The organism is Bacillus sp. SN32 (assembly GCF_002837495.1).
Taxonomy (GTDB): Bacteria; Bacillota; Bacilli; order Bacillales; family Bacillaceae; genus Bacillus; species Bacillus subtilis.
Genome location: NZ_PJCT01000002.1, coordinates 975,124 through 999,985 on the forward strand (window position 1 = coordinate 975,124; position 24,862 = coordinate 999,985).

Here is a 24,862-nt window from a genome sequence, read left to right on the forward strand (position 1 = left end):
TTTCCTCACCCACATTATATTAGGAAAATAAGGAAAGTAACTAGGTTATTTACAGAATTTTTAGAAATCGTTTACAGAAAAAGGCCTTTATCAGGCCCTTTTCGTTAAATCTTCTTGCTCATCACTACGTCTGTTTCTTGAAATCCGGTTTGCTCATATAGCTTTCGCGCCGTCTGATTATGGGCAAAGACATGAAGGGACAGCTTGCGGATTCCCATACTGCGTGCCGTTTGATCTAATGCCGCCAATGCTTGCTTTGCGTAGCCCTTTCCCCGATACGGTTCATATAACCCGAAATCATAAATAAACGCTTCCTGCTGCGGATGCTCCGGTTCAGCATGTATCCAGAGCCAGCCAACGATATCCTTTTCATTCAGCTTGAGGCTCCACAAATGGTGATGGGGTGTTTCCAGCCCTCTCGGAAGCAGATCAGTAAACGCCTGCTTAGACAAAAGCTGTGCATCTTCAGGCAGCCATGTTCCCGCTTTTACCTTTTCTTTCGCGTAATGCTTTGTTGTGTATGTGAGATAAGACCGAAATTCTTCTGTCTGCATAGAGGTCAGCATAATTGTCATATCATCTCTCCTTCATATATTGACTAGAGGATTTTACATAAAATAGAAAGAGGTGTTACTATCAGAATAAGCAACTGAGATTGATAAGTCACTAGAGAAAGGAGTTTCACATGAATAAGATCGCACCCGCAGAAATCGCTAGCATGCTCAATGATTGGTACCTTGCCATCAAGAAACATGAAGTTGAAGAATCCTCCCGTTTATTTGAAGAAGTAAAGCCTTTATTGGATGACATGGAAGAGGATCAGGAGGTGCTGGCCTACTTCTCCTTATTGGAACTGCGCCACAAGGTTTTGCTTCACGAGGCGAGAGGACAGGGCTTTCAGCATGAGGAGCCTTCTCATATGAATGCTACGTCTGACATGCTGAAATATTACTTTTTTCTGTTTGAAGGCATGTATGAGGCCTATAAGAATAATTATGACATTGCCATTGGGCTGTATAAAGATGCAGAGCAATATCTCGACAACATTCCCGATCCGATTGAGAAAGCCGAATTTCACCTGAAGGTCGGAAAGCTCTATTATAAGCTGGGACAAAATATTGTATCCCTCAATCATACACGGCAAGCGGTCAAAACGTTCAGGGAAGAGACCGATTATAAAAAGAAGCTGGCTTCAGCCCTGATTACCATGTCAGGCAATTTTACAGAGATGAGCCAGTTTGAAGAAGCTGAGGCTTACTTGGACGAAGCAATTCGGATCACAAGTGAATTAGAGGATCATTTTTTTGAAGCCCAGCTTTTGCATAACTTCGGCCTTCTTCATGCGCAAAGCGGCAAATCAGAAGAAGCGGTTTCGAAATTAGAGGAGGCTCTACGGAACGATGAGTATGCCCGCTCCGCCTATTATTATCATTCTGCCTACTTGCTGATACGAGAGCTGTTTAAGATCAAAAAGAAAGAACAGGCCTTATCTTATTACCAAGACGTGAAGGAAAAATTGACTGCTGAGCCGAATAGAATATGTGAGGCAAAAATAGACATTTTATATGCCATTTATGCAGAAGGGGGTCATGCGGAAACGTTTCACTTATGCAAACAACATATGGATGACTTGTTGTCCGAGAAAGAGTATGACAGTGTAAGAGAACTTTCCATTTTGGCTGGCGAACGGTATAGGGAACTTGAGCTTTACAAAGAAGCTGCCCACTTTTTTTATGAAGCATTACAGATTGAAGAACTGATTAAACGAACGGAGGTTATATAAATGAAAAGATTTCTGATTGGCGCAGGCGTCGCAGCGGTGATTTTATCAGGTTGGTTTATTGCAGACCATCAAACCCATTCACAGGAAATGAAAGTCGCTGAGAAAATGATTGGATAAATGAAAAACCCCCGCGGGTGCGGGGGTTTTCTTATTATAGCAGCTTCTTCCCTAGCAGGGATTCTACGAGCTCTACTGCTGTTTTACCCGTTTTGTTTTTGTGATCAAGGATCGGGTTAACCTCAACGAATTCGGCTGAGGTAATGATGCCTGCGTCATACAGCATTTCCATAGCCAAATGGCTCTCCCGGTAGCTGATGCCGCCGACGACAGGGGTTCCGACACCCGGTGCGTCGTTCGGATCAAGTCCGTCCAGATCAAGGCTCAGATGGACGCCATCACATGCTGATAAATAATCAAGGGTTTCTTCAATGACCTTTGTCATGCCAAGACGGTCGATTTCGTGCATTGTGTACACCTTCATGCCGCTTTCCTTAATGTACTTGCGCTCCCCTTCATCAAGTGACCGGGCGCCAATGATGACGACGTTTTCCGGTTTGATTTTAGGCGCGTAGCCTTCAAGGTTAACCAGTGACTCGTGGCCAATGCCGAGGCTGACCGCGAGCGGCATGCCGTGAATATTGCCCGATGGTGAAGTTTCAAGTGTATTCAAATCTCCGTGCGCGTCATACCAGATGACGCCGAGATTATCGTAATGCTTCGCTGTGCCTGCAAGCGTGCCGATCGCAATACTGTGGTCACCGCCCAGGACAAGCGGGAATTTTTTCTCTTCAATGACTTTGTTGACCTTTTGCGCGAGTTTTTCATTTCCCGCCAAAACGGAATTCAGGTTTTTCAGTTCCTCGTCATTTTTGATTTTTTCACGGTTGATCGGAATATCTCCAAGATCTTCAACCGTATATCCCATGTCTGACAGCCTCTCGATCAGATGAGCGTACCGGATGGCACTCGGGCCCATATCCACTCCGCGTCGTGCTTGTCCTAAATCCATTGGCATTCCAATAACCGAAATCGTTTTATCCATCTGTGATTCCACCTCAACATTTAAGATAATGTCCTATGCGGGTTCTAACAAAGATGACTTACGGACAACGTTTTTAAAGCTCTAGCTGACGATTCGCCTGCTGGCGTTTTTTAATGACGACATGATAAATGATGTAGCAAATGATCATAAACGGTACGCCGCAATACAGCGCGATACGCTGCTCCGGATCAAATGCAAGACTGATAAGCACGACCGTATTTAACGTTAGGCCGATCAGCGGAAGCACCGGGTACAGCGGTGTTTTAAATTTCAGATCTTCTATCTTCCCGCCCTCACGGATATATTTGCGTCTGAACATGATTTGGGAAAGCGAAATCGCGATCCAGCCGACCTGCGCACTCATGCCCGCCAATGATAACAGCACCATATATACGGTTTCAGCCGCCGCTACTTTTGACAGAAGCGACAGGCAAGCCACAGCCATCGTTACAATTAACGCGTTTAGCGGCACACCGCGCTGATTTGTTTTGCCGAGCGCTTTGAAGGCCTGTCCTTCATTCGCCATCGCGTACAGGATACGCGTTGATGCGTATAAACCTGAATTCGCAACAGATAACAGCGCGATTAAAATAACAAAGTTCATGATATCAGCTGCATATGGGATTCCGATTTGTTCAAATACGGCTACAAACGGACTTTCCACGACACCCGCCTGTTTCCACGGAATCATGCCGGCAATGACAATGATTGAAAGCACAAAGAAGACAAGCGTTCTCCATACTGTCTGTTTGATTGACCGTGGAATCGTTTTTTCAGGGTCTTCACTTTCTCCGGCTGCAACCCCGATCAGCTCAGTCCCCTGGAACGCAAAGTTCACGGTAATCATCGTTATCAATATGGCCTTTATGCCGTTCGGAAATAACCCGTCTTCATAAAAATGTGTCAAAAACGGCGCCTGCTCTCCGCCCTTCAGATCAATCAGGCCAAACATGGCAGCTCCGCCGAGAATAATAAATAAGAGGATAATCAAAATTTTAATGCCTGAGAACCAGAATTCAGATTCCGCAAAGGCTTTTGTGGTGATCGCATTTAAAATAAACATCAGTGCCGCAAAGACCAGACACCAGATCCACACGTCTATATGCGGAAACCAGCGTTGCATCAGCTGCCCCGCTGATAAGAATTCAATGGCGCATGTAACCGCCCAGCCGAGCCAGTACAGCCAGCCGAACGCAAACCCGAAGGCCGGGCTGATAAATTTTGTCGCATAGGTCTGGAAGGACCCTGACACAGGAAAGGCGACTGCCAGCTCTCCTAAGCAGAGCATGGTCAAAAACATGATAAAGCCGCCCACTAAATAGGACAGAACCGCGCCGAGCGGTCCCGCTTGGTTAATGGTAAACCCGGTTCCAAGGAAGAAACCGGTTCCGATCACTCCGCCCAATGAAATCATGAACAAATGGCGTGATTTCATTGTCCGCTGGAGCTGATTTCCGTTATCTTGGTTTGTATTCACTTTCTGCACCCCTTCAGCAACTTGTATTGGATCTAAGCTGGAACATCTGCATGGTGCTATCCCAGTTTGCTGTCCAAAGAGTCTCTATCTATTTAATATAAAATTCACTTCTTCTCATAAAGATACATTATACTAAAATACTGTAGCTGAGCAAATAGGGAGTGCTGATTTTTCTGTTGTAAATTTATACAAACGAAGTGAATATCCCGCCATGGTGCGGATTTATGCGTTTTGCAGCACGTGCTTAATTTTCTCTATTGCCCAATCCAAATCCTCTTTGGAAATGATTAATGGCGGTGCAAAACGAATGACTGTATCATGCGTTTCCTTGCATAAAAGCCCTTCTTCCTTTAAACGCTCACAATACGGACGTGCCGCTTCTGTCAATTCCACACCGATAAACAGCCCTCTGCCGCGGACTTCTTTAATAACCGGGTTGTCAATGCTCTCAAGCTCGCTTTTAAAGTATTCTCCAAGCTCAAGAGAACGATCCGCCAGTTTTTCATCCTCCAGCACTTCTAATGAAGCGATAGACACTGCACATGCAAGCGGGTTTCCGCCAAATGTTGAGCCGTGTGAGCCCGGGTTAAACACGCCTAGGATCTCGCGGTCCGCCGCAATGCATGAGATCGGGAACACACCGCCGCCAAGCGCTTTGCCCAAAATATACATATCAGGGACAATGCCGTCCCAGTCACAGGCAAACGTCTTGCCTGTACGTCCGAGACCCGTTTGAATTTCATCCGCAATAAACAAGACATTCTCTTCCTTACAAATCGCCGCCGCTTCCTGTAAAAATCCTTCAGGCGGAATCACAATGCCCGCTTCGCCTTGAATCGGTTCAAACAAGAATGCCGCTGTATTCGGCGTAATGGCCTGTCGAAGCGCTTCCACATCGCCGTAAGGAATGAGTTTGATTCCCGGAAGCATCGGGCCGAATCCTCGTTTATATTCCTCTTCAGAAGAAAGAGATACCGCCAGCATCGTGCGGCCGTGGAAGTTCCCGACACATGCGATAATTTCCGCTTGATTGTCAGCTACTCCCTTCACTTCATACGCCCAGCGTCTCGCCGCTTTCACCGCGGATTCAACCGCTTCGGCTCCTGTATTCATCGGCAGAATCATCTCTTTGCCTGTCAGTTTAGCTGTTTTTTCGTAAAACGGCCCAAGCTGATCGTTATGAAACGCGCGTGACGTGAGGGTGATTTTATCAGCCTGATCCTTTAATGCCTGAATGATTTTCGGGTGTCTGTGCCCCTGGTTTACCGCAGAATAAGCACTCAGCATATCCATATATTCATTGCCTTCCGGGTCCTTTACCCAAGCACCCAGCGCTTCAGATATAACAATCGGGAGCGGATGATAATTGTTGGCTCCGTAATGAGACGTCTGATCAATAATTTCTTTGGATTTAGATAAAGCTGGCATATTTGAATTCCCCCTTGTTTTCTGTTTCAACATGTTATCCTGCTTTCCCTTTATATAAATGCAAGTTCTGTGCCAAATCAAGAATTCGTGTGTTTTCTACAATTTTCGAGGACAAGGTGCAAAAACATTCTGATATTTCGAGCAAAAATTTCAGCAAGTGCAAAATTCTTTTGCATATCCTCTCCATTTTTTTATAAAATAGAAGCAATATTAAGAAAACTGAGGGAGGTTCATACAGTGGTCAAAGACAGCGAATTCCTCACATTGGTTTTTCAGAGCATTTTAGATGAAATCGATGTTGGCCTGCACGTGGTAGACGAGCATGGAAACACAATCGTATATAACAATAAAATGATGCAGATTGAAGATATGGAGAAGCATGACGTCTTGAATAAAAACCTGATGGATGTGTTTATGTTTTCGAAACAGCAGGACAGCACACTGGTACAGGCTCTTCAGGAAGGCAAGACGATTAAAAACGTCAAACAGAGCTATTTCAATAATAAAGGCCAGGAAATCACGACGATCAATCATACATATCCCATCGTCCAAGACGGCAAAATCAGGGGCGCCGTTGAAATTGCCAAGGATGTGACAAAGCTTGAACGGCTGATCAGGGAGAATATGAACAAAAAAGGCAGCACAACCTATACGTTTGACAGTATTCTCGGCACCAGTCCGGCCATTCAAGACGTCATCGAAAACGCCAAGCGGGCAACCCGTACGTCATCATCTGTCCTTCTCGCAGGCGAAACCGGCACGGGAAAAGAACTGTTCGCGCAAAGTATCCATAATGGAAGCGATCGTTCTGGCGGCCCGTTTATTTCGCAAAACTGTGCGGCACTGCCAGACAGCCTTGTGGAAAGCATTTTGTTTGGGACGAAAAAAGGCGCGTTTACCGGCGCTGTCGACCAGCCCGGCCTGTTTGAACAAGCCCACGGCGGCACGCTGCTGTTAGATGAAATCAACTCGCTGAATCTCAGCCTTCAGGCGAAGCTGCTGCGCGCCCTTCAAGAACGGAAAATCAGGCGCATCGGTTCGACAAAGGATACACCGATTGACGTACGTATTATTGCCACGATGAATGAAGACCCAATTGATGCAATTGCAGGCGAACGAATGCGGAAGGACTTGTATTACAGGCTGAGTGTCGTCACACTGATCATCCCGCCGCTTCGGGAACGAAAAGAAGACATTTTGCTTCTCGCGTCGGAGTTCATCCAGAAAAACAACCATCTATTCCAAATGAATGTTGAACACATCAGCGATGACGTGAAGCAATTTTTCCTTTCTTATGACTGGCCGGGAAATATTCGCGAGCTTGAGCATATGATCGAAGGCGCAATGAATTTCATGACGGACGAGCAAACGATTACGGCTTCCCATCTGCCCTATCAATACCGAATGAAAATCAAGCCGGCTGACATCCCAGAGCCTGAAACACCAAGACACCAGCCGGCCGCAGACTTAAAAGAAAAAATGGAAAGCTTCGAAAAATATGTGATAGAGAACGTGTTAAGAAAACACGGCCATAACATCTCGAAAGCTGCTCAGGAGCTTGGCATCAGCAGACAAAGCCTCCAATATCGGCTGAAGAAATTTTCTCACTCGTCTAACGAATAATCCGGAGCAGGAAGCCTGATCAGAAAAACAGTGCCTCTGCCGATTTCACTTTTCACTTCAATCATCCCATTGTGATTGTCGATAATCGATTTCGTTATGGCAAGGCCTAATCCCGAACCTCCATATTTCCGGGAGCGGGATGGGTCTGCCCTGTAAAACCGGTCAAATAAATGCGGCAAATGTTCCGGCGCGATGCCTGTGCCATTGTCTGCTATCATCAGCATCACGCCGGAACTGCCTTTTTGCAGAGAAATGGTGATGGCACCGGTTCTCTCATTTGTATACTGCACCGCGTTATAAACCAAATTCAGAATGACCTGTTTCATCTTATCCCGGTCAAACACCGCTTTAGCGTCATCCTCAAGCAGCAGCTGCAGCCTTCTTTCTTTCGCAAGCAGACTGAGCTGCGGCTCCATCTCCCTTATGAGCGCATCGAGATTTCCTCTCTTCATTTCAAAGCTCGGCACCCGATCAATTTTTGCTAAAAACAACAGATCCTCAATCAGCCGAGTGGCTCTCTTCGACTCTTCATACATACTATTCAGCGCCCTATCTCTCTGCTCCGGCTGAAGCGCGGCGCCACGCAGCAGCACTTCGATAAAGCCGTGTATGGACGTTAAAGGCGTTCTCAATTCATGTGAAGCGTCTGATACAAATTGCCGGATGCGCTCCTTCGCTTCTTTTTCTGCTTTAAATGACGTTTCAATCCGCTCCAGCATGCGATTAAACGAAATAGCGAGCGTGTCGATTTCCATTTGTTTTCGATATACAGGAAGCCTTTTATTCAAATTTCCTGCATTGATTTCTCCCATCATATGTACCATTTGTGATAACGGTTTAAGCGTATGTCTGACCACAGGCAAGAACGTGAAAAGCCCGAGCAGGAGCGCAACCAGCGAGAGCGTGGAATAAATGCTGATTTGCCGGAGCAGTACGTCCTTCAGTGGTTCTGTTAAAGTACTCATTTGGATCACGCCTGCTTCTTTTCCATCAATAGTAATAGCCTGAAACACAATCAGCACTTCCTCGCCGGATTCATTTTTCGTGATTTTGTAATGCAAGGCCATCGTATCTTTTAATGCCTCATCATATACACTTTTTTTCACTTTTGGCGGTGCTCCCGCATATGGATCGGTCGACAATACCGTACTGTCTTTTGTTTTCTTATCGATAAAAACAATGGTCACGCCCGGATAGATAAAGGCGGGACGGACAGCACCATCTGACTTTTCCGAACTGTCGGGATGGCTTTTGTATGTTTTAATGTTATTCCAGATGGTTGGCTCCGTCGAGTTGATATAACTTTGAATGCTGACAGCTCGGTTTTCATATAAGAGGCGTTTACCAAACACATATTGCATAGCGCCGACAAACACCAATAGAAGAACGAGAATGCATAATGAGCGGAATAAAAGCTGAAAGCGCAGTGTTTTGAATCGTTTTTTCATTCAATATCCACCCGATAGCCCGCACCCCGAACCGTTCGGATCACTTCATGCTTTTTGTCATTCAATTTTTCCCGCAAGGAACGAATGTACACTTCAACAATATTCTCTTCTCCATAAAAATCATACCCCCATACTTTATCCAGAATCCTTGCTTTACTGAGCACAAGGCCGTGATTCAGCACCAAAAACTTTAAAAGCTCGTATTCTGTTGCTGAAAGCTTGAGCACCTCTTCCTGATAGCGGATTTCTCTGCGCCGATCATCAATTCGAAACGGACCGAGCGCGAATTCTTCAAACAGGTTGGGAAAGTGATCCCGAATTCTCGCATAGATTCGCGCCAGCAGCTCTTCAAAGCTGAAGGGTTTGATCATATAATCATCAGCGCCCTCTGTCAGCGCTTTTACCCGAACCCCCACCTCATCCTTGGCCGTAAGCATAATAACGGCGGTATGGCCGGTTTTTTTCATCATCCTCGATACTTCCAGTCCATCCATTCCGGGCATCATCACATCCAAGATGGCCACATGCGGCTGAAATGTCTTTACGGTGTTCATCGCTGTCATTCCGTCAGCTGCTGTCTTCACTTCAAAGCCTTCATTTTCAAGACCCATTGTCAAAAAATCTAATATCGCCGGTTCATCGTCCACGAGCAAAATCTTGATGCCTTTCATCCTATTCATGCTGTGCTCTCTCCTTAGTTGGCATAAACCTCTGATTAGTTTTTTCCCTTCCCCTCCTATTATTCGTTTTTAACTGAAAACAAACTGAATCTTCCCTAAAAATCAGCTGAATTCAGCAAGTTTTCAGCCAGCCCTCATTTGATTTTCAGCTTCGGCCTATACAATTGCCTTAGTTGGTACAGCCAACAATGAAATAAAGGAGGAATCTCACATGAATATCACTAAAGTTTTATCAGGAGCTGCACTGGGAACGATTATTTCAATCAGTTCTTTCACTTCTGCTCACGCCGCTGTCATTCAAAAGGATGATACATCAACGAAGGTTGAGACGAAGCAACAGGCTTCCATCACAATAGCAAAGGCAAAACAGGTTGCTTTGAACAAATGCAAAGGTACTGTTCAAACGGCCCAAATGAAGAAAGTGAATGGCACATACGTATATGTTGTGAAAGTTCTCGGTGAGGACGGCAAACAGCATACGATGAACGTCAACTGCAACAGCGGCAAAGTTGTGAAACATGATGTTCAAAAGAAACAAAGCTATATCAGCAAAACAAAAGCCCAATCGATCGCTTTGAAAAACTGCAAAGGTGCGGTTCAATCTTCTGAGCTGAAGCAAGAAAACGGTGTTTACGCTTACGTCGTGAAAGTAGTGGGTGAAGACGGAAGCCTTCACACGCTCCATATCAATGGAGAAAACGGCAAAGTCGCAAAACACGAGCAAAAGAAACAAGCACATCTTTCTAAAACAAAAGCGCATCAAATCGCACTCAACAAATGCAAAGGCGCAGTTCAATCTTCTGAACTGAAGAAAGAAAACGGCGCATACATCTACGTTGTCAAAGTGCTTGGCGAAGATGGAAAAACTCATAAAATTCATGTCAACTGTGACAGCGGTAAAATCGTAAAACAAGAAGTGCAAAAGAAAAACGCAGCCGTTACAAAAACAAAAGCACATCAAATTGCACTAAATAAATGTAAAGGCACAGTGAAATCTACTGATTTGAAGAAAGAGAACGGCACATTCGTTTACGTGTTTAAAATCACTGCCCAAAACCACACTGAACATACAGTGAAAGTGAACGCTGAAAACGGAAGCATTTGCAAATAAAATAACTGCTTGCCAGCAGTAAAATAACTGAAATTCAACGTATAACACCAGTCTTGTTTTAACACAAAGTTCTAAGTTCATGTCTACCTTTTTCTAAATACTCTTTTAAACTGAACGTGTGTGACCCGCGTTCAGTTCTTTTTCTAAGGAGGACCTACAAATGAATATGAAAATATGTTCTGCAGCTGCTTTAGGCGCGGTCATTTCAATCAGTTCTTTATCATCCGCACACGCGGCTGTTCTGCATAAAGAAGACACTGCTAAAGTTCAAACCCAACAGCAGGCTTCTATTACGCTCTCTAAAGCAAAAACTGTCGCTATAAAGAACTGCAAAGGCGCAGTTCAATCAGCACAAATGAAGAAAGCAGATGGCGTTTATGTCTATGTCATTAAAGTGCTTGGTGAGGATGGCAAAATTCACACCTTTAACATTAACTGCAGCAGCGGAAAAATCGTCAAGCATCACGTTGAACATAAACAAGCCGCGATCACAAAAGCAAAAGCACAAAGCATTGCGTTGAACAAATGCAAAGGCACCGTCACATCTTCTGCATTGAAGAAAGAAAATGGCACCTATGTGTACATCATCACCATCACAGCCAGCAATCACACGGTACAAACCATTAAAGTCCATGCAGAGAACGGAAGTATTTACAGCTAACTGCTATTTGCTGTTTCACGTGTAACATCCATCTTGTATTTTTCTTCATATTCGATATATCCTTTTCAACTGAACGGGCGTGACCCCCGTTCAGTTTTTTTGCATATCAAAACAGCCTGGCAAACGATGCCAGACTGTTTTGATTAACTTCCTAATTGGTCTGCGGACGACAGCTTGATGTCAACAGATTTTTCTTTTCCGCCGCGGTAAAACTTCACCTTCACCCGGTCACCGACTTTTTTCTGATAAAGCCGTTTTCGCAGGTCAACAATATCATTTACTTTGTATCCGTCAAATTCCGTGATGACATCGAGTTCCTTCAGTCCCGCTTTTCCGGCAGGTGAAAAGGCGTCTACACCCATCACAACCGCTCCATTGGTGACGTTCTTAGGAAGCTTTAATGTTTCATCCCAATGATAGCTTGCAATGTCGCTTAGGGATTTCATCTCAATGCCAAGGAACGGGCGTTTGACCTTTCCGTATCTCTCTAAATCCTCTATCACAGGGATCACGAGCTTAGACGGAATGGACAGGCCAATCCCTTCAACCGCTGACTCGGCAATTTTCATTGAATTGATGCCAATGACCTTCCCATCCATATTTAACAAAGCGCCGCCGCTGTTCCCAGGGTTAATGGCCGCATCTGTTTGCAGGACTTCTGCGTTCCAGTCAGGCTGTCCATCACCGTTTGAATCTACTGGGATCGCCCTCTCCGTACCCGAGATGACGCCTTGTGTGACAGAGCCAGCAAACTCAAGGCCTAACGGGTTCCCGATCGCAATAACCGGCTCCCCAGACTTCACTTTATCTGAATTTCCGAAATCGGCGACTGCTTTAATTTTATCGCTTTTCACCCGTAAAACGGCCAGATCCATCAGCTGGTCGCTGCCGACAAGATCAGCTGATACACGCGATCCGTCTTTCAAGCTGATTTCAATTTGGGAAGCGCCTTCGATGACATGATGGTTGGTCACGACATAAGCGGAATGGTCATTTTTCTTATAGATGACGCCAGAGCCGCTCCCAGCCTCGCCGCTCTCTCCCCGTATATCTGATTTTTGGATGTTCACAACACCGACAACGGCGGGCGACACATTGCTGACAATCTTGGTGACCGTATTGTTGACACTGACATTCACCGTCCTGATTGATTCCCGGCCGTTATTGTTCTGCTGCTGATCTAAAGCGCCCGTATCTAGCCCTTCATTTGAAAGGTACGGCATGATAAACGCCATTAATACGGCACCGACAATCACACCAATCAGGCTTGAAAGAAAATATCCTTTTTTGCTTCTCTTTGGCTGTTCAGGAGTAGTATGTTCTTCCTCACGTTCGTAATCCACCATATTCCATCCTTTCCAAGAACGTTAATATGGTTATATTGTGGGTTAGAAGCTCCTAGAATAGTCATGATTTACATAGAAAAATTATACAGCGCAAAGCGGAGTGGCCTTCTTCGGATCAGTGTCGTATAAGTCAAATGTCTCACCCGTCACAAATCCTTTAGAAGCCAATGTCTGCTGCACGGACATTCTTGCCAGCTCCTTCATGTTGTTGTCCTGGCTCAAATGCGCCAGGTAAATACGAGACGTCTCATCGCCAATGACATCCGTCATCGCCAAGGCAGCATCTTCATTTGAAACGTGCCCGACGTCACTTAAAATCCGCCGCTTAATGCTCCATGGGTATCTTCCCATTTGCAGCATACCGACATCGTGATTGCTTTCAAACACAAACACATTCGCTGAACGGATAATGCCTTTCATTCGGTCGCTGACATATCCCGTATCTGTCATTAACGCGAGCTTTCGGCCGTTATAATGGAACACATAAAACATCGGTTCGGCCGCATCGTGGGAGACGCCAAACGATTCAACATCAAGTCCGCCGAACGACTTTACCGTCTCCATCGGAAATACAAACTTTTGATCGGTGTCAATTTTGCCGATTTGATTCTCCATCGCTTTCCAAGTCTTCTCGTTCGCATAGATCGGAAGCTTGTACTTTCTGGCGACGACACCAAGGCCCTTAATATGGTCACTATGCTCATGCGTCACAAAAATGCCGTCTACATCATCCAGCTTACGCCCGATCTGCGCCATCAGCCCATCCATGGCTTTCCCGCTCAAACCGGCGTCCACTAAAAATGCGTGATCCTCTGTTTCGAGGTAAAACGCATTTCCCGTACTCCCGCTCGCAAGTACGCTAAATTGCAAGCTCATGTTTGTCTCACTCCATTATTTTCATTGATCTGTATCTAAAATCGTACTCTCCAAAGCATTCACAGTAAAATACTCTTGTACTGTCTTTTTCTCACCGTTCACTTTTTTCTCATACTCGACCGTAATTCTCCATACCGGCGCCAGCACCTGCGTACTTGTCAGCGGATATTGTGCTACATAGCCGAATTTACAGCTCTTCACAGTGCTGTATTCTTTTAATTGATTTTGATAGTACAATAGCTCAACCGCATCCATTTCAGTAATTAAGCTTTCTTTCTGAATTTGCTTGAAGGTCTCAAGCGTAGTCTGGTCGTATGACACAACCTCGTTTTTACCGTTTAAGTGCAGCACCACTTGCCCGATCATATTAGAGGGGTTGTCGGTCTTTTGGTAAATATAATGACCTTCGTACGTTTGGAAGAAAATAATTTCTTTCTTCGATTTATCAACCTTCCAAAGCTTATATTTTTCGCCATCTTGAATTTTCGAAGAAACAAGTGCCTGAGCATCGTCCTCGATATCCTTCTTTGATAGGGCGATTGGATTTGCAAACTTCATTTTCAGGCTCGTTACTTTATGATCATCACTAGGCATGTCCATCAAAGGCTTTTGATCCTTCAGCGCCTCAATTTCCTCCTTGGAGAAAGACTTTTGATTTGCCGTGATCCGATAGCCTTCTGTCGCTTCCTTATTCAAGCCTTCATACGTGATATGATCGGCTTTCATGTCATGCTCGACATCATTTTTAATGACTTCATATTCTTTGCCGGTAGCCTGCCATTTTTGAAAAAACTGATAGCCTAAGAAAATATCTAAAATGAGGAAGGCAACGATGAAGATTGATTTTGTCTTATTCCACTCCACTGTTAGCCCCCTCCTTCCTCAATAAGTCCTTTGTAATCGGCACAATTTTTCCATTTACTTTCATCGCCCAAACCGGTTCCAGTTCAACGAGAGGATCATCGTTGGTTGATGTTGATACCAATTGATAAGCAAGGAAGATCTGATCAATTTTGTCCGTATCATAAGCGGTTTGTTTCGAAAGCAGCATCTTCACTTCGCTGCCGCTCATGAGCTCTGTTTCACTTGTTTTAATCGGATTCGTTCCGAGACTGTAATTCGGCCGCTTATAGCTGAGAATATCATCATTCGCCCATTGCACCGTAATCGCCGATGTCGCTCCGAAAGGTTTGGCGGTGCTGTTAATGACCGGGATCTGATCCATAAAGATATAGAAGCTCAGCTGCTGGCTGTCATTGATATTGAAAAATTGATAGTGATCCGTCCAGCTTCCGGTATCCTCAAGGTATTTTTGGCTCTTTTTGATTAACTCACCTGTTTGATAGGATGTGCTCTGCACCAAATTGCGCTGCTGGAATTGCACCTGTCGCTGGCTTAGATTCACATCTAAACGGCTGATCCCATCTGTCAGCACATTTCTGTTGTTGTAATTCGAATCTTCTCTTACAATGCTCGGATCACTAAACAAAGCCTGCTTAAAGGTATTTGTTTTAATCGATTCTGTGACAAATTCTTTTTTGTCCATCGTAAGCGGTTTGTTCGGCAGCAAGAACTCTTTCTTTGAGCCAATGGAGAACAAACTGAACGCCGGCATATTTGATTGCCTGTTTTTCAAGTCGTTCATAATGTTCCGGTAGTTTGCCGACTCAACCGTCACTTCAAGAATGAGCTGTTTGCTGTAAGACACCAAATAGATTTTCTTGTTCGCTTTTGTTTCATTGAACGGGATCAGAATATGGTCAAACGAACTGTATTCAAACGACTGATTAGACCATTTAAACAGCGTTTGGAAAATATCAATCGGAATCGTATCGCTGAATTGCAAGTCAAGCTTGGCTTCAGAACCGCCTATTCCATAAAACCAGCTCTTGAATCCAGACTTGTCATACTGATCCGAAATATCTTTAATTCCTTTTACATCCCAATGCGGCAAGTCAGACCAGATTTCTTCATAGAGGGCATTGTCATCCACTTTGTAATGAGCGCCGTCATCATGGATAAACATGTCCCTCGGCCTTACCGTTTCAGACAGCTTTTGGGTGGTTTTTTCGATTTTGTGTTTCTCACGCACAGTAGACTCTGTTGAGGATGAGCCTTCAGAAAAGTTTGGCTGGAACGTCCATATCCCCCATGTAAAAACAAGACTGATGACGACGAGTACCGTAAGTAATATCGTTTTTATATTTTCACGCTTCATCCCAATCATCCTCTTGTTCCTCTTTATATGGAAGAGTAAATGTAATCGTCGTGCCTTTTCCTTCTATGCTGTCCGCCCAAATATCTCCGCCGTGCGCCTGTACCATTTCCTTGGCAATCGCCAATCCCAGACCGGTGCCGCCAAGCTTTCTCGTTCTCGCTTTATCCACCCTGTAGAAGCGGTCAAAGACTTTTTCGACATCTTTTTTCGGAATGCCAATCCCTTCATCCTTCACGCTGATATAGAGAAGTTCTTCCTCTTCATTGACATCAATCGAGAACGTGACATGTCCGCCTTCCGGTGAATATTTTAAAGCGTTAGAAATAATATTATCGAGCACCTGCGTAATTTTATCCTGGTCGATCTCGACGTACAGATCTCTGTCCGGCAGATTGCGGATAAACTCCACATGCTGCTCTTTTGTCATTTCAAAACGGTCAATAATAAGCGACATAAACCGGACAATCTGAATCCATTCCCGGTTAAATTGATAATCCTTGCTGTCAAATTTCGACAGCTGAAGCAGATCATTGACAAGCCGGATCATACGCTCTGTTTCATTTTGCGTCACCATTAAGAAGCGCGGAGCAATGTCTTTATTTTCCCACGCGCCTTCAGCTAACGCTTCTAAATAGCTGCGCATTGTCGTAAGCGGCGTCCGCAGCTCATGTGATACATTCGCAACGAATTCTCTGCGTTCCTGATCCATTTTCTCTTGTTCGGTTACATCGTAAATGACAGCGATTAAACCATCAATTTTGCCGTGTTCCCTTTGAATCACAGAGAAATTCACGCGAAGCACCGTTAATTCATCATCGCGCTCAATTTCAAGCAGCATAGAATCCTGCTGCTCCACTAAATCTTCAAAAGTATAATTCTCTTGAAGCCCCAGCAAACTCGTAATCGGCATTTCTAAGGCTGTTTCACGTGAAACGTTCAACAGCTCCAGCGCCGGGCTGTTTAAGAGAATAATCGCTCCGTTTCGGTTTGTGGCGATAACGCCGTCTGTCATATAGGCAATGACAGAGGCTAGCTTTCTGCGTTCTCCTTCAGTCATCGCCTGGGCATCTTCAAGCTCTCTCGTTAAGTGGTTAAACGTTGTGGCTAGCTGCCCAATTTCATCATGCCCGTACTTTTTAACCTTCCTCGAGAAATTCCCTTTCGCAAGCTCCATCGCCTGCTTTCGCATATCTGAAAGCGGGTGGGTAATGGTTCTTGCCAGAAAAATACCGAGAAGAGCCGTCAAAACAAGTGCCAAACCTGTGCCGGACGCCAGTATCGTGTTGATCGTCTTCATTTGATTAAAGACATCTTCCATACTCGCGACAACATAGATCGCGCCCACAACCTCTTGGTTTTCAGTCATGACGGGCTTCGCGGAAATAAGAACTCTGATTTTGCTTTTCGGGTCATAATATTTTCTTAAATACGACTGTTTGGTAGAAAAAATTCTTTTGAAAATCAGATCGGTCGTTTGTTTCCCTGCCACTTCCTCACCATACGGCTTTGAAGAACCGACCACTTCATAGCTTTTATCTACAAAGCTAATTTCCCGAACCTCATCACTTTTCGTGAAGTCATTCAAAATACGGCTGACGTCATCCTTTATGACGGTGCTGTCGTTATCGCTCTTATATTCTTGTTCGATATAATAAGAAAGGTTGTCGATTCGCTGATTCAGCGATTGTTCATAAGAGCTGATCAGCGACTTCTCTACCTGATTGACAAAATACACACCAATGATTTGCATGGCAATGATAATCAAAAGCACATAAATCAAGGTAATCTTAAATTGGATCGACCGAAAAAAACCAACCTTATTCATATGGGCATTAGTCCTGTTCTGGGTTTCTCAAGTAATAACCTACACCGCGGCGTGTGACGATCCAATTTGGATGGCTCGGGTTGTCCTCGATTTTTTCACGAAGCCGGCGGACTGTTACGTCAACCGTTCTGACATCGCCGAAGTAATCATAGCCCCAAACGGTTTGAAGCAAATGTTCACGGGTCATCACTTGTCCGATATGTTTTGCTAAATAATGAAGCAATTCGAACTCACGATGAGTCAATTCGATTGTTTCGTCTCGTTTTGATACAACGTACGCGTCAGGGAAGATGACGAGAGAGCCGATATGAATCTCGTTAGAGGAAGGCTCTTCCTCCGCAGGCGCTGTTGTCAGCTGGCGGCGCAGGTTCGCTTTTACACGTGCCAAGAGCTCGCGTGTGCTGAATGGTTTTGTGACATAATCATCAGCACCGATTTCAAGCCCGATAACCTTGTCAATTTCTGAATCCTTAGCCGTCAGCATAATGATTGGCATATCGTATTTCTTTCTGACTTCACGGCATACTTCAACGCCGTCTTTATTCGGGAGCATAATATCTAAAAGAATTAAATCAGGCTGAAGCTCTTCTACCATTTCAACGGCTTCGTTTCCGTCGTGGGCACAGTGCACTTCATAGCCTTCTTTTCTTAAGTTAAATTCCAATATATCTGCAATCGGTTTTTCATCATCTACTACAAGGATCTTTTTATCCATCATTTTGATTTTCCTCCTGCCGAATGACTTCATTTCATCTATATAACATTCGTTTCATCACTTATGGCCCATGTAAAGAATGGGTCCTTGTCTATTATAACGGTTTAAGGTCAAAAGATAAAAAAAATAAAGGTTTAGAAAAAAAACACATGTTTCACCTTTATCGCCAGTTGTTTATCTATTGTCATGCTGGTCAACTTTTTTTAAAAAAGATAACTTTATTGAAACCTCCCCTCACCGGAGTGCGTCTTTATCAATGACGTCTTCTTCTTTGAACCGGCCGCAGGGCCGGTTCTCCCTTTTTCTTCTATTATAACACTCCTCATGTTTGCCTTTTTCCTAAAAGAAAAAACGCACCTACGATTGCAGATGCGTTTGGTAAGTGGCTCGGGACGGAATCGAACCGCCGACACACGGATTTTCAGTCCGTTGCTCTACCAACTGAGCTACCGAGCCAAATGTTTTATTTTTCTCTACTAAGTAAAGTAAAATGGCGGTCCGGACGGGACTCGAACCCGCGACCTCCTGCGTGACAGGCAGGCATTCTAACCAACTGAACTACCGGACCTTACAGTAATTGCCCGGAGAGCTGTCGTGTCAGCTCTCACAGACAAATAAGGAATTTAGCAATAACGCTAAAGTAAATCAATGACCCGTACGGGATTCGAACCCGTGTTACCGCCGTGAAAGGGCGGTGTCTTAACCGCTTGACCAACGGGCCTTCACGAAATGGTGAGCCATGAAGGACTCGAACCTTCGACCCTCTGATTAAAAGTCAGATGCTCTACCAACTGAGCTAATGGCTCTTAAAGATGTCGGAATTTCTATAGAGCAAACGACTTAAATCTAGTTCTCATCTTGTACTCTATTGAAGCAGTTTCCGTAACAACGAGATTTATAATATCACGAACAAATAGAAGTGGCAATAACTTTTTTGGTTTTTTTTCATATTTTTTTCTCAGACCAACTTATATGCGGCTTTCAAACAAAAAACAAGCCCCTGATATAGGGGCTTGTTGGCATATTCTATTTAGTTCGCACGGTACACACTGCGAAGGACATTTGTTTGTGAGCGGTCTGGACCGACAGAGAAAATAGAAAGCGGAATGCCTGTCAGCTGAGACACACGCTCAAGATAATGGCGCGCATTTTCCGGAAGCTCGCTCAAGCTCTTCGCACCTGTAATATCCTCAGTCCAGCCTGGCATTTCTTCATATACCGGCTCACATTCAGCAAGTGCCTTAAGACTTGCTGGGAATTCTTCAATGATTTCGCCTTTGTAGCGGTATGCCACACAGATTTTCAACGTTTCAATTCCTGTTAGGACGTCAATTGAGTTCAGAGAAAGATCTGTAATTCCGCTCACACGGCGGGCGTGGCGGACAACAACGCTGTCAAACCAGCCGACACGGCGCGGGCGGCCTGTTGTTGTTCCATATTCGCGTCCGACTTCACGGATTTGATCGCCGATTTCATCTTTCAGCTCAGTCGGGAAAGGACCGTCGCCGACACGAGTCGTATATGCTTTTGATACACCGACAACGTGCTTGATTTTGGTCGGGCCGACACCAGAACCGATCGTGACACCGCCGGCAACCGGGTTAGATGACGTAACAAACGGGTATGTTCCTTGGTCGATATCGAGCATAACCCCTTGTGCGCCTTCAAATAATACACGGCGCCCTTCATCAAGAGCATCGTTTAAGACAACAGATGTATCGCAAACATATTTTTTAATCTGCTGGCCGTACTCATAATATTCGTCTAAGATATCCTCAAGTTTAAACCCTTCTGTCTCGTACATTTTCTCGAGAAGACGGTTTTTTTCTTCAAGATTGCGCTCAAGCTTTTCCGCAAACGCGTCACGGTCTAACAGATCCGCGATGCGAATTCCGATGCGGGCTGCTTTATCCATGTAAGCAGGGCCGATTCCTTTTTTCGTTGTGCCGATCTTGTTAGCCCCTTTACGCTCTTCTTCCACTTCATCCAATTTCAAATGATACGGCAGAATGACGTGAGCTCTGTTGCTGATTCTCAGGTTATCTGTACTGACGTTGCGCTCATGAAGATACGCAAGCTCTGTGACTAATGCTTTCGGATCTACAACCATTCCGTTTCCGATTACACACGTTTTATCCTTATAGAAAATTCCAGACGGGATTAAGTGAAGCTTATATGTGATTCCGTCAAACTTGATTGTATGCCCTGCGTTATTTCCGCCTTGATAACGGGCGATCACTTCTGCATTTTCTGATAGGAAATCTGTAATTTTACCTTTTCCTTCATCGCCCCATTGCGTACCTACTACAACTACTGAAGACATGTCCGTGCACCTCCGTTAACCTTTCAAAACGATTCTATTCAAACAAATCAAGTTTATCAGTGAAGAAACAGAAAGTCAATTGTAAATCCGAACATTAAATTATTGTAAATCTATATTCGTTCGCTTTCATTCGTTTTATAAGCGTTTTCTCACGGTTTTGTCATAAAAAGCTTGCGAAACTTTCATCCTTTAGCATAAGAAAGAATCACTTGCCTGATATCCCTTTTGAATTCATAAAAACGACCCGCCAGCCGTCCGGGTCCTCTATCGTCACTCCCCCATTGCTCCAGTACGGGTTCTCTGATTCGACCTCTTGATAGCCCATGTGCTTTAGCTTTGAAGTGATCGCTGCCAGTTCATCTGCATTCGGCACATAAAAAACAAGAAGGCTGTCGGGATGGGGAACGGGGGCAGTGCTTCCACCTTCATACTGGGTGAATTCCAAATGATAATCGGCATGAGGAAGGCCGAACATGACACCGTCATACCCGTTATGCTGTGAAAATTCTCCTATTCGTTTCAAACACAGTCCCTCTTCGTAAAAACGAATAATCTCATCAAGCTGGCCCGTAGGACGCGCAATTCGGATTTGTGCTGCTTGAAAAGACGAAAAACGTTTTCCCATATTGTTACCATCTCCTTTTTGCACCATTTTATTAAAACGCTTTCAAATTTTCATCCGCTGAGCGAACGGTATTTCTTCCATCTTTCGAATGAAAAAAAAACCCCAAGAGCAGCTCTTGGGGCTTATGCGCCGGGCGGAACGCCTGCGTCATCAAAACGCCGTTCCAGGTTGACGAATTTGTTGTATTCTTTTACGAACGCAAGAGACACGGTTCCTACCGGGCCGTTACGCTGTTTGGCGATAATAATTTCGATAATATTTTTATTCTCGGTTTCTTTGTCATAGTAGTCATCACGATAGAGGAACGCGACAATATCCGCGTCCTGCTCGATACTTCCTGATTCCCGGATATCAGACATCATCGGACGTTTATCCTGACGCTGCTCAACACCCCTGGAAAGCTGAGAAAGCGCGATAACAGGGACTTGCAGCTCCCTCGCAATCGACTTCAGTTCACGGGAAATTTCAGATACTTCCTGCTGACGGTTGTCCTTTGAACGACCGCTTCCCTGAATCAATTGCAGGTAATCGATCAAAATCATGCCCAGCCCGCTTTCCTGCTTCAAGCGGCGGCACTTGGCACGGATTTCACTCACTCGAATACCCGGTGTATCGTCGATGTAAATCCCGCTGTTCGATAGGCTTCCCATTGCCATCGTCAGCTTGCCCCAATCCTCTTCGGTCAGGTTACCTGTACGGAGATTCTGGGCATTGATATTTCCCTCGGCACAGAGCATACGCATAACGAGCTGCTCTGCACCCATCTCAAGACTGAAAATTGCTACGCTCTCATCGGTCTTTGTCGCCACGTTTTGTGCGATGTTCAGGGCAAAGGCTGTTTTCCCTACTGACGGACGGGCAGCCACAATGATCAAGTCGTTGCGCTGGAAACCCGCAGTCATCCGGTCAAGCTCCGTAAACCCTGTTGGAATCCCCGTGATATCACCTTTTCGATTGTGAAGCTGTTCGATATTATCATAGGTCTGGACAAGGACGTCCTTAATATTTTGGAAGGCACTCGTGTTTTTGCGCTGTGCCACTTCCATAATCGTTTTTTCCGCTTCACTGAGTAAATCCTCGACCTCATCCTCACGGGTATACCCGTCTTGAGCAATCGTTGTCGCAGTTCTGATTAATCGGCGAAGAATCGATTTTTCCTCAACGATTTTCGCGTAATATTCTATGTTAGCCGCTGTCGGCACCGAGTTTGCGATATCTGTCAAATATGAAATGCCGCCTACTTCTTCCAGCAGGTCTGTGTTCGCAAGCTCTGATGTTACTGTCACCAGATCAACCGGTTCACCTCGGTCACCGAGCACCAGCATCGCATTATAGATTTTTTGGTGGGACATTCTATAGAAATCATCTGGAATCAATACTTCTGAAGCCAGTGTTAAAGCAGACGGCTGTAAAAAAATAGCGCCTAACACGGCTTGTTCGGCTTCTATATTTTGCGGAGGAAGCCGGTCATTCAGAAGGTCTGTCATGCTAAGCACCGTCCTCTCATTAAAAAATCTCCAACCTCCATTCTACCATTTCTACAGAAAAAAAATAGAAAAATTGTCTGTTTCCTGTTTTTTTCAGTTAGCAGATTGGATCGTTTCGGACAGTAACAAGGCGGGAAAAATGCAATAAAACATGAGGGAGGAATGAAAGATGATAAAGAAATATGCGATTACACCTAATGTTGATGCGGACGGCTGGTTTATTGAGGTGGAGAATGTAGCGCCGACAGCTTTGTATACGTCTAAAGACGCCGCTATTGAAAAAGCCAAACAGGTGGCTAAGGAAAACAGTCCGTCTAAGCTTGTAATTTATGACCAGTTTAAAAATGTGGAAGAAGAACACTCATTTTAATGAATGAAAGCCTTCGCTGCAGCGAGGGTTTTTTAGCGGTTATCGGTTTATTTCATCCATTGGATGCCTATGTGCATCATCAAATCTGCCGCTTTTTGATACAGATCCCACTCCCCGATCGAAGCAAATTTCCCCATCAGCTCCTGAAGCTTTAGCCTCACTGCTATATATTCTTCGAAAGTGACAGCTTTTTCAGTGTCTATTTGGTGTTCCTTCAGCATTTGTTTTAATAAGGATAACGGTGCGTGCATAAGAACCCTCCTTACCTCTTTTATAACGGTCATTTTCCGATTGCTCTATTCCTTTGTGACATCTTCTTACATTTCACATCTGATTCTTGTACAATGGACAGAAGAGAGGAGGGATCTTTTGTGAGACCTTTGCAAATTTCTGCTGAAACTGCACAAAAGCTTGCAGAGTCCTTGAATCTGCCGCTTGAACAGATCATGCATATGCCTCAGCATATTCTGCTTGCCAAAATGGCTGAACTGCAAAAAGAGGACAAATCATAGCGTTCATTCACATACTTGCTTACCTGTTTCGGGATAATATCATGTATATGTTAGAAAAGAGGAGTAACTGCTTTGCCACATCCACATAATAAAAAAATCCAATCATTTTGGCTGATCACCGGCATTATCTTTATCGCCTTTAACTTACGGCCCGCGATCACTTCAGTCGGTCCGGTCATTAGCTCTATCCGGGCAGAGCTGCACATGTCCAATGGGGCAGCCGGTTTTTTGACCGCACTGCCGCTGCTTTCGTTTGCAGTTCTTTCTCCGCTTGCACCTAAGCTTGGACAGCGCCTCGGAAATGAGCGAACTTTATGGCTAGGTCTCGTGATACTGCTGATCGGTGTTTTGACTCGTTCTACCGGCTATACTGCCGCTTTGTTTTTCGGAACGGCACTTATCGGAGTCGGGATTGCGATTGGTAACGTACTTTTGCCAAGCTTAATCAAACATAAATACCCTGAAAAGCCAGGGATCATGATCAGCCTGTATACGACATCAATGAATATATTCGCAGCTTTAGCATCGGGTGTCAGCGTGCCTTTAGCGACCCAGATGGATGGCGGATGGAAACAGGCCTTTCTCTTATGGGGCGGGCTGGCTTTACTTGCATTGCTAATCTGGATACCTCAGCTGCGCCACCGGGATACGGCAAACCAGACAATGAAGCTGCAATCCAGTTCCATTTGGGCTTCCAAAATGGCATGGTATGTCACCATCTTTATGGGCCTGCAATCGTTTTTATTTTACAGCAGCATCGCTTGGTTTCCTGAAATTCTCCGTTCACATGGGATTGATACGGCAACAGCCGGATGGATGGTATCACTCATGCAATTTGCGAGTCTGCCTTCCACTTTTCTGACACCAGTTTTAGCTGACCGTGTGAAACAGCAGCGCGGTATCGTTGCGGCGCTGGCCTCAGTTTATCTGATCGGCCTCTGCGGATTATTAGCGGGCGGAAGCCATACATTGCTTGCCATCTGGATGATCATTATCGGTATCGGGCAAGGCTCCAGCATTAGTCTGGCGCTCACTTTGATTGGTCTCCGCAGTGAAAATGCCCAACAGGCCGCTGCGCTGTCAGGCATGTCTCAGTCATTCGGCTACCTGCTGGCAGCAGTCGGGCCAATCTTTGTCGGCTATCTCTTTGACCAGACGCATTCTTGGACGATGCCGATCGTGCTTCTCATTGCTGCCCTGATCGTAATGGGAGCAGCCGGACAGGGAGCCGGACGAGATCGATACATTTTCCAGTCAGAAAAACAAAGAAATTCAGCATAAAAGCGGGGAAAATATCTCCGCTTTTTTCTTT

At 44.9% G+C, this 24,862-nt stretch carries 24 protein-coding genes, 4 tRNA genes and 1 pseudogene; 8 read left to right on the forward strand and 21 right to left on the reverse strand.

Annotation, left to right across the window (positions count from 1 at the left end; all coding sequences use genetic code 11):
* Positions 1-104: 104 nt before the first annotated feature.
* Positions 105-575 (reverse strand): GNAT family N-acetyltransferase, encoded by a 471-nt coding sequence (locus CW370_RS13275; protein WP_101169720.1) that lies wholly within the window; start codon positions 573-575, stop codon positions 105-107.
* A 110-nt stretch (positions 576-685) separates the two neighbouring features.
* On the opposite strand from CW370_RS13275, the gene rapG reads away from it, so the two are divergent.
* Positions 686-1,783 carry a response regulator aspartate phosphatase RapG gene (rapG, locus tag CW370_RS13280; RefSeq protein WP_017695778.1) on the forward strand — a complete coding sequence of 366 codons (1,098 nt, stop codon included), beginning with the start codon at positions 686-688 and terminating at the stop codon, positions 1,781-1,783.
* Positions 1,784-1,900: a Phr family secreted Rap phosphatase inhibitor gene (locus CW370_RS13285; RefSeq protein WP_003226961.1), complete on the forward strand. Its 117-nt coding sequence runs from the start codon at positions 1,784-1,786 to the stop codon at positions 1,898-1,900. It abuts the gene before it with no gap.
* 34 nt (positions 1,901-1,934) lie between these two features.
* Here CW370_RS13285 and rocF read toward each other — a convergent pair whose 3' ends face one another.
* The 3 genes from rocF to rocD all read right to left on the reverse strand — a co-directional run bounded on the left by rocF (position 1,935) and on the right by rocD (position 5,730).
* Positions 1,935-2,825 carry an arginase gene (rocF, locus tag CW370_RS13290; protein ID WP_003226959.1) on the reverse strand — a complete coding sequence of 297 codons (891 nt, stop codon included), beginning with the start codon at positions 2,823-2,825 and terminating at the stop codon, positions 1,935-1,937.
* A 73-nt stretch (positions 2,826-2,898) separates the two neighbouring features.
* Positions 2,899-4,302, reverse strand: a complete 1,404-nt coding sequence (locus CW370_RS13295) for an amino acid permease (RefSeq protein ID WP_101169721.1) — start codon at positions 4,300-4,302, stop codon at positions 2,899-2,901.
* A 222-nt stretch (positions 4,303-4,524) separates the two neighbouring features.
* A complete protein-coding gene (gene rocD, locus CW370_RS13300; protein WP_033882758.1) occupies positions 4,525-5,730 on the reverse strand; it encodes an ornithine aminotransferase in 1,206 nt (401 codons plus the stop codon).
* A 237-nt stretch (positions 5,731-5,967) separates the two neighbouring features.
* Here rocD and rocR point away from each other — a divergent pair, with 237 nt between their 5' ends.
* Positions 5,968-7,353, forward strand: a complete 1,386-nt coding sequence (gene rocR, locus CW370_RS13305) for an arginine utilization regulatory protein RocR (RefSeq protein WP_003244510.1) — start codon at positions 5,968-5,970, stop codon at positions 7,351-7,353.
* On the opposite strand, the gene CW370_RS13310 is transcribed toward rocR, so the two are convergent.
* Both CW370_RS13310 and CW370_RS13315 read right to left on the reverse strand, forming a co-directional pair.
* On the reverse strand, positions 7,335-8,801 hold the full coding sequence (locus CW370_RS13310; protein ID WP_101169722.1) for a sensor histidine kinase: 1,467 nt from the start codon (positions 8,799-8,801) through the stop codon (positions 7,335-7,337). The genes rocR and CW370_RS13310 overlap by 19 nt on opposite strands.
* Positions 8,798-9,481 carry a response regulator transcription factor gene (locus CW370_RS13315; protein ID WP_024573086.1) on the reverse strand — a complete coding sequence of 228 codons (684 nt, stop codon included), beginning with the start codon at positions 9,479-9,481 and terminating at the stop codon, positions 8,798-8,800. The genes CW370_RS13310 and CW370_RS13315 overlap by 4 nt, the downstream gene beginning before the upstream one ends.
* 211 nt (positions 9,482-9,692) lie before the next feature.
* Between CW370_RS13315 and CW370_RS13320 the strand changes: the two genes are divergently transcribed.
* Positions 9,693-10,592: a PepSY domain-containing protein gene (locus CW370_RS13320; RefSeq protein WP_101169723.1), complete on the forward strand. Its 900-nt coding sequence runs from the start codon at positions 9,693-9,695 to the stop codon at positions 10,590-10,592.
* A 160-nt stretch (positions 10,593-10,752) separates the two neighbouring features.
* On the forward strand, positions 10,753-11,253 hold the full coding sequence (locus tag CW370_RS13325; RefSeq protein WP_101169724.1) for a PepSY domain-containing protein: 501 nt from the start codon (positions 10,753-10,755) through the stop codon (positions 11,251-11,253).
* Here the strand turns inward: CW370_RS13325 and CW370_RS21280 are convergent.
* The 14 genes and pseudogenes from CW370_RS21280 to dnaB form a co-directional block, all read right to left on the reverse strand.
* Positions 11,250-11,376, reverse strand: a pseudogene (locus CW370_RS21280) (hypothetical protein). The gene CW370_RS13325 and the pseudogene CW370_RS21280 sit on opposite strands and share 4 nt — an antisense overlap.
* Positions 11,377-11,396: 20 nt before the next feature.
* Positions 11,397-12,599 carry a serine protease HtrC gene (gene htrC, locus CW370_RS13330; RefSeq protein WP_015250812.1) on the reverse strand — a complete coding sequence of 401 codons (1,203 nt, stop codon included), beginning with the start codon at positions 12,597-12,599 and terminating at the stop codon, positions 11,397-11,399.
* Between the two features lie 81 nt (positions 12,600-12,680).
* Positions 12,681-13,475, reverse strand: coding sequence for an MBL fold metallo-hydrolase (locus tag CW370_RS13335; RefSeq protein ID WP_003226939.1), 795 nt, complete (start codon positions 13,473-13,475; stop codon positions 12,681-12,683).
* Between the two features lie 21 nt (positions 13,476-13,496).
* Complete coding sequence (gene walI / locus CW370_RS13340; protein ID WP_003244037.1) at positions 13,497-14,339, reverse strand: WalRK two-component regulatory system regulator WalI; 843 nt, start codon at positions 14,337-14,339, stop codon at positions 13,497-13,499.
* Positions 14,326-15,693 carry a WalRK two-component regulatory system regulator WalH gene (gene walH, locus CW370_RS13345; RefSeq protein WP_015250810.1) on the reverse strand — a complete coding sequence of 456 codons (1,368 nt, stop codon included), beginning with the start codon at positions 15,691-15,693 and terminating at the stop codon, positions 14,326-14,328. Before walH ends, walI begins: the two co-directional genes overlap by 14 nt.
* Positions 15,683-17,518, reverse strand: coding sequence for a cell wall metabolism sensor histidine kinase WalK (gene walK / locus CW370_RS13350; RefSeq protein WP_009968432.1), 1,836 nt, complete (start codon positions 17,516-17,518; stop codon positions 15,683-15,685). The genes walH and walK overlap by 11 nt, the downstream gene beginning before the upstream one ends.
* Positions 17,519-17,525: 7 nt before the next feature.
* Positions 17,526-18,233, reverse strand: coding sequence for a cell wall metabolism DNA-binding response regulator WalR (walR, locus tag CW370_RS13355; protein WP_003244363.1), 708 nt, complete (start codon positions 18,231-18,233; stop codon positions 17,526-17,528).
* Positions 18,234-18,616: 383 nt separating this feature from the next.
* Positions 18,617-18,689 (reverse strand) — tRNA-Phe (locus tag CW370_RS13360).
* A gap of 35 nt (positions 18,690-18,724) precedes the next feature.
* A tRNA-Asp gene (locus CW370_RS13365) sits at positions 18,725-18,801 on the reverse strand.
* An 81-nt stretch (positions 18,802-18,882) separates the two neighbouring features.
* Positions 18,883-18,954 (reverse strand) — tRNA-Glu (locus tag CW370_RS13370).
* A 9-nt stretch (positions 18,955-18,963) separates the two neighbouring features.
* Positions 18,964-19,039, reverse strand: a tRNA-Lys gene (locus tag CW370_RS13375).
* A 224-nt stretch (positions 19,040-19,263) separates the two neighbouring features.
* Positions 19,264-20,556 (reverse strand): adenylosuccinate synthase, encoded by a 1,293-nt coding sequence (purA, locus tag CW370_RS13380; RefSeq protein WP_003226929.1) that lies wholly within the window; start codon positions 20,554-20,556, stop codon positions 19,264-19,266.
* A gap of 205 nt (positions 20,557-20,761) precedes the next feature.
* Positions 20,762-21,181 (reverse strand): VOC family protein, encoded by a 420-nt coding sequence (locus CW370_RS13385; protein WP_029726112.1) that lies wholly within the window; start codon positions 21,179-21,181, stop codon positions 20,762-20,764.
* Positions 21,182-21,303: 122 nt separating this feature from the next.
* Positions 21,304-22,668, reverse strand: a complete 1,365-nt coding sequence (dnaB, locus tag CW370_RS13390) for a replicative DNA helicase (RefSeq protein ID WP_003226923.1) — start codon at positions 22,666-22,668, stop codon at positions 21,304-21,306.
* 169 nt (positions 22,669-22,837) lie between these two features.
* Between dnaB and CW370_RS13395 the strand changes: the two genes are divergently transcribed.
* Entirely contained in the window at positions 22,838-23,038 is a 201-nt protein-coding gene (locus tag CW370_RS13395; RefSeq protein ID WP_003226922.1) for a DUF2188 domain-containing protein, read from the forward strand.
* A gap of 47 nt (positions 23,039-23,085) precedes the next feature.
* Here CW370_RS13395 and CW370_RS13400 read toward each other — a convergent pair whose 3' ends face one another.
* A complete protein-coding gene (locus CW370_RS13400; RefSeq protein ID WP_015250806.1) occupies positions 23,086-23,289 on the reverse strand; it encodes a hypothetical protein in 204 nt (67 codons plus the stop codon).
* 120 nt (positions 23,290-23,409) lie between these two features.
* On the opposite strand from CW370_RS13400, the gene CW370_RS13405 reads away from it, so the two are divergent.
* Entirely contained in the window at positions 23,410-23,550 is a 141-nt protein-coding gene (locus CW370_RS13405) for a YycC family protein (protein WP_003242786.1), read from the forward strand.
* A gap of 72 nt (positions 23,551-23,622) precedes the next feature.
* Entirely contained in the window at positions 23,623-24,831 is a 1,209-nt protein-coding gene (locus tag CW370_RS13410; RefSeq protein WP_024572082.1) for a CynX/NimT family MFS transporter, read from the forward strand.
* Positions 24,832-24,862 lie beyond the last annotated feature (31 nt).

Excerpts from the sequence above, each read along its gene's own strand:
- CW370_RS13275 (WP_101169720.1), bottom strand. The coding sequence starts at position 575 with ATGACAATTATGCTGACCTCTATGCAGACAGAAGAATTTCGGTCTTAT.
- rapG (WP_017695778.1), top strand. The coding sequence starts at position 686 with ATGAATAAGATCGCACCCGCAGAAATCGCTAGCATGCTCAATGATTGG.
- CW370_RS13285 (WP_003226961.1), top strand. The coding sequence starts at position 1,784 with ATGAAAAGATTTCTGATTGGCGCAGGCGTCGCAGCGGTGATTTTATCA.
- rocF (WP_003226959.1), bottom strand. The coding sequence starts at position 2,825 with ATGGATAAAACGATTTCGGTTATTGGAATGCCAATGGATTTAGGACAA.
- rocD (WP_033882758.1), bottom strand. The coding sequence starts at position 5,730 with ATGCCAGCTTTATCTAAATCCAAAGAAATTATTGATCAGACGTCTCAT.
- CW370_RS13310 (WP_101169722.1), bottom strand. The coding sequence starts at position 8,801 with ATGAAAAAACGATTCAAAACACTGCGCTTTCAGCTTTTATTCCGCTCA.
- CW370_RS13315 (WP_024573086.1), bottom strand. The coding sequence starts at position 9,481 with ATGAATAGGATGAAAGGCATCAAGATTTTGCTCGTGGACGATGAACCG.
- CW370_RS13320 (WP_101169723.1), top strand. The coding sequence starts at position 9,693 with ATGAATATCACTAAAGTTTTATCAGGAGCTGCACTGGGAACGATTATT.
- CW370_RS13325 (WP_101169724.1), top strand. The coding sequence starts at position 10,753 with ATGAATATGAAAATATGTTCTGCAGCTGCTTTAGGCGCGGTCATTTCA.
- htrC (WP_015250812.1), bottom strand. The coding sequence starts at position 12,599 with ATGGTGGATTACGAACGTGAGGAAGAACATACTACTCCTGAACAGCCA.
- CW370_RS13335 (WP_003226939.1), bottom strand. The coding sequence starts at position 13,475 with ATGAGCTTGCAATTTAGCGTACTTGCGAGCGGGAGTACGGGAAATGCG.
- walH (WP_015250810.1), bottom strand. The coding sequence starts at position 15,693 with ATGAAGCGTGAAAATATAAAAACGATATTACTTACGGTACTCGTCGTC.
- walK (WP_009968432.1), bottom strand. The coding sequence starts at position 17,518 with ATGAATAAGGTTGGTTTTTTTCGGTCGATCCAATTTAAGATTACCTTG.
- walR (WP_003244363.1), bottom strand. The coding sequence starts at position 18,233 with ATGGATAAAAAGATCCTTGTAGTAGATGATGAAAAACCGATTGCAGAT.
- purA (WP_003226929.1), bottom strand. The coding sequence starts at position 20,556 with ATGTCTTCAGTAGTTGTAGTAGGTACGCAATGGGGCGATGAAGGAAAA.
- CW370_RS13385 (WP_029726112.1), bottom strand. The coding sequence starts at position 21,181 with ATGGGAAAACGTTTTTCGTCTTTTCAAGCAGCACAAATCCGAATTGCG.
- dnaB (WP_003226923.1), bottom strand. The coding sequence starts at position 22,668 with ATGACAGACCTTCTGAATGACCGGCTTCCTCCGCAAAATATAGAAGCC.
- CW370_RS13395 (WP_003226922.1), top strand. The coding sequence starts at position 22,838 with ATGATAAAGAAATATGCGATTACACCTAATGTTGATGCGGACGGCTGG.
- CW370_RS13400 (WP_015250806.1), bottom strand. The coding sequence starts at position 23,289 with ATGCACGCACCGTTATCCTTATTAAAACAAATGCTGAAGGAACACCAA.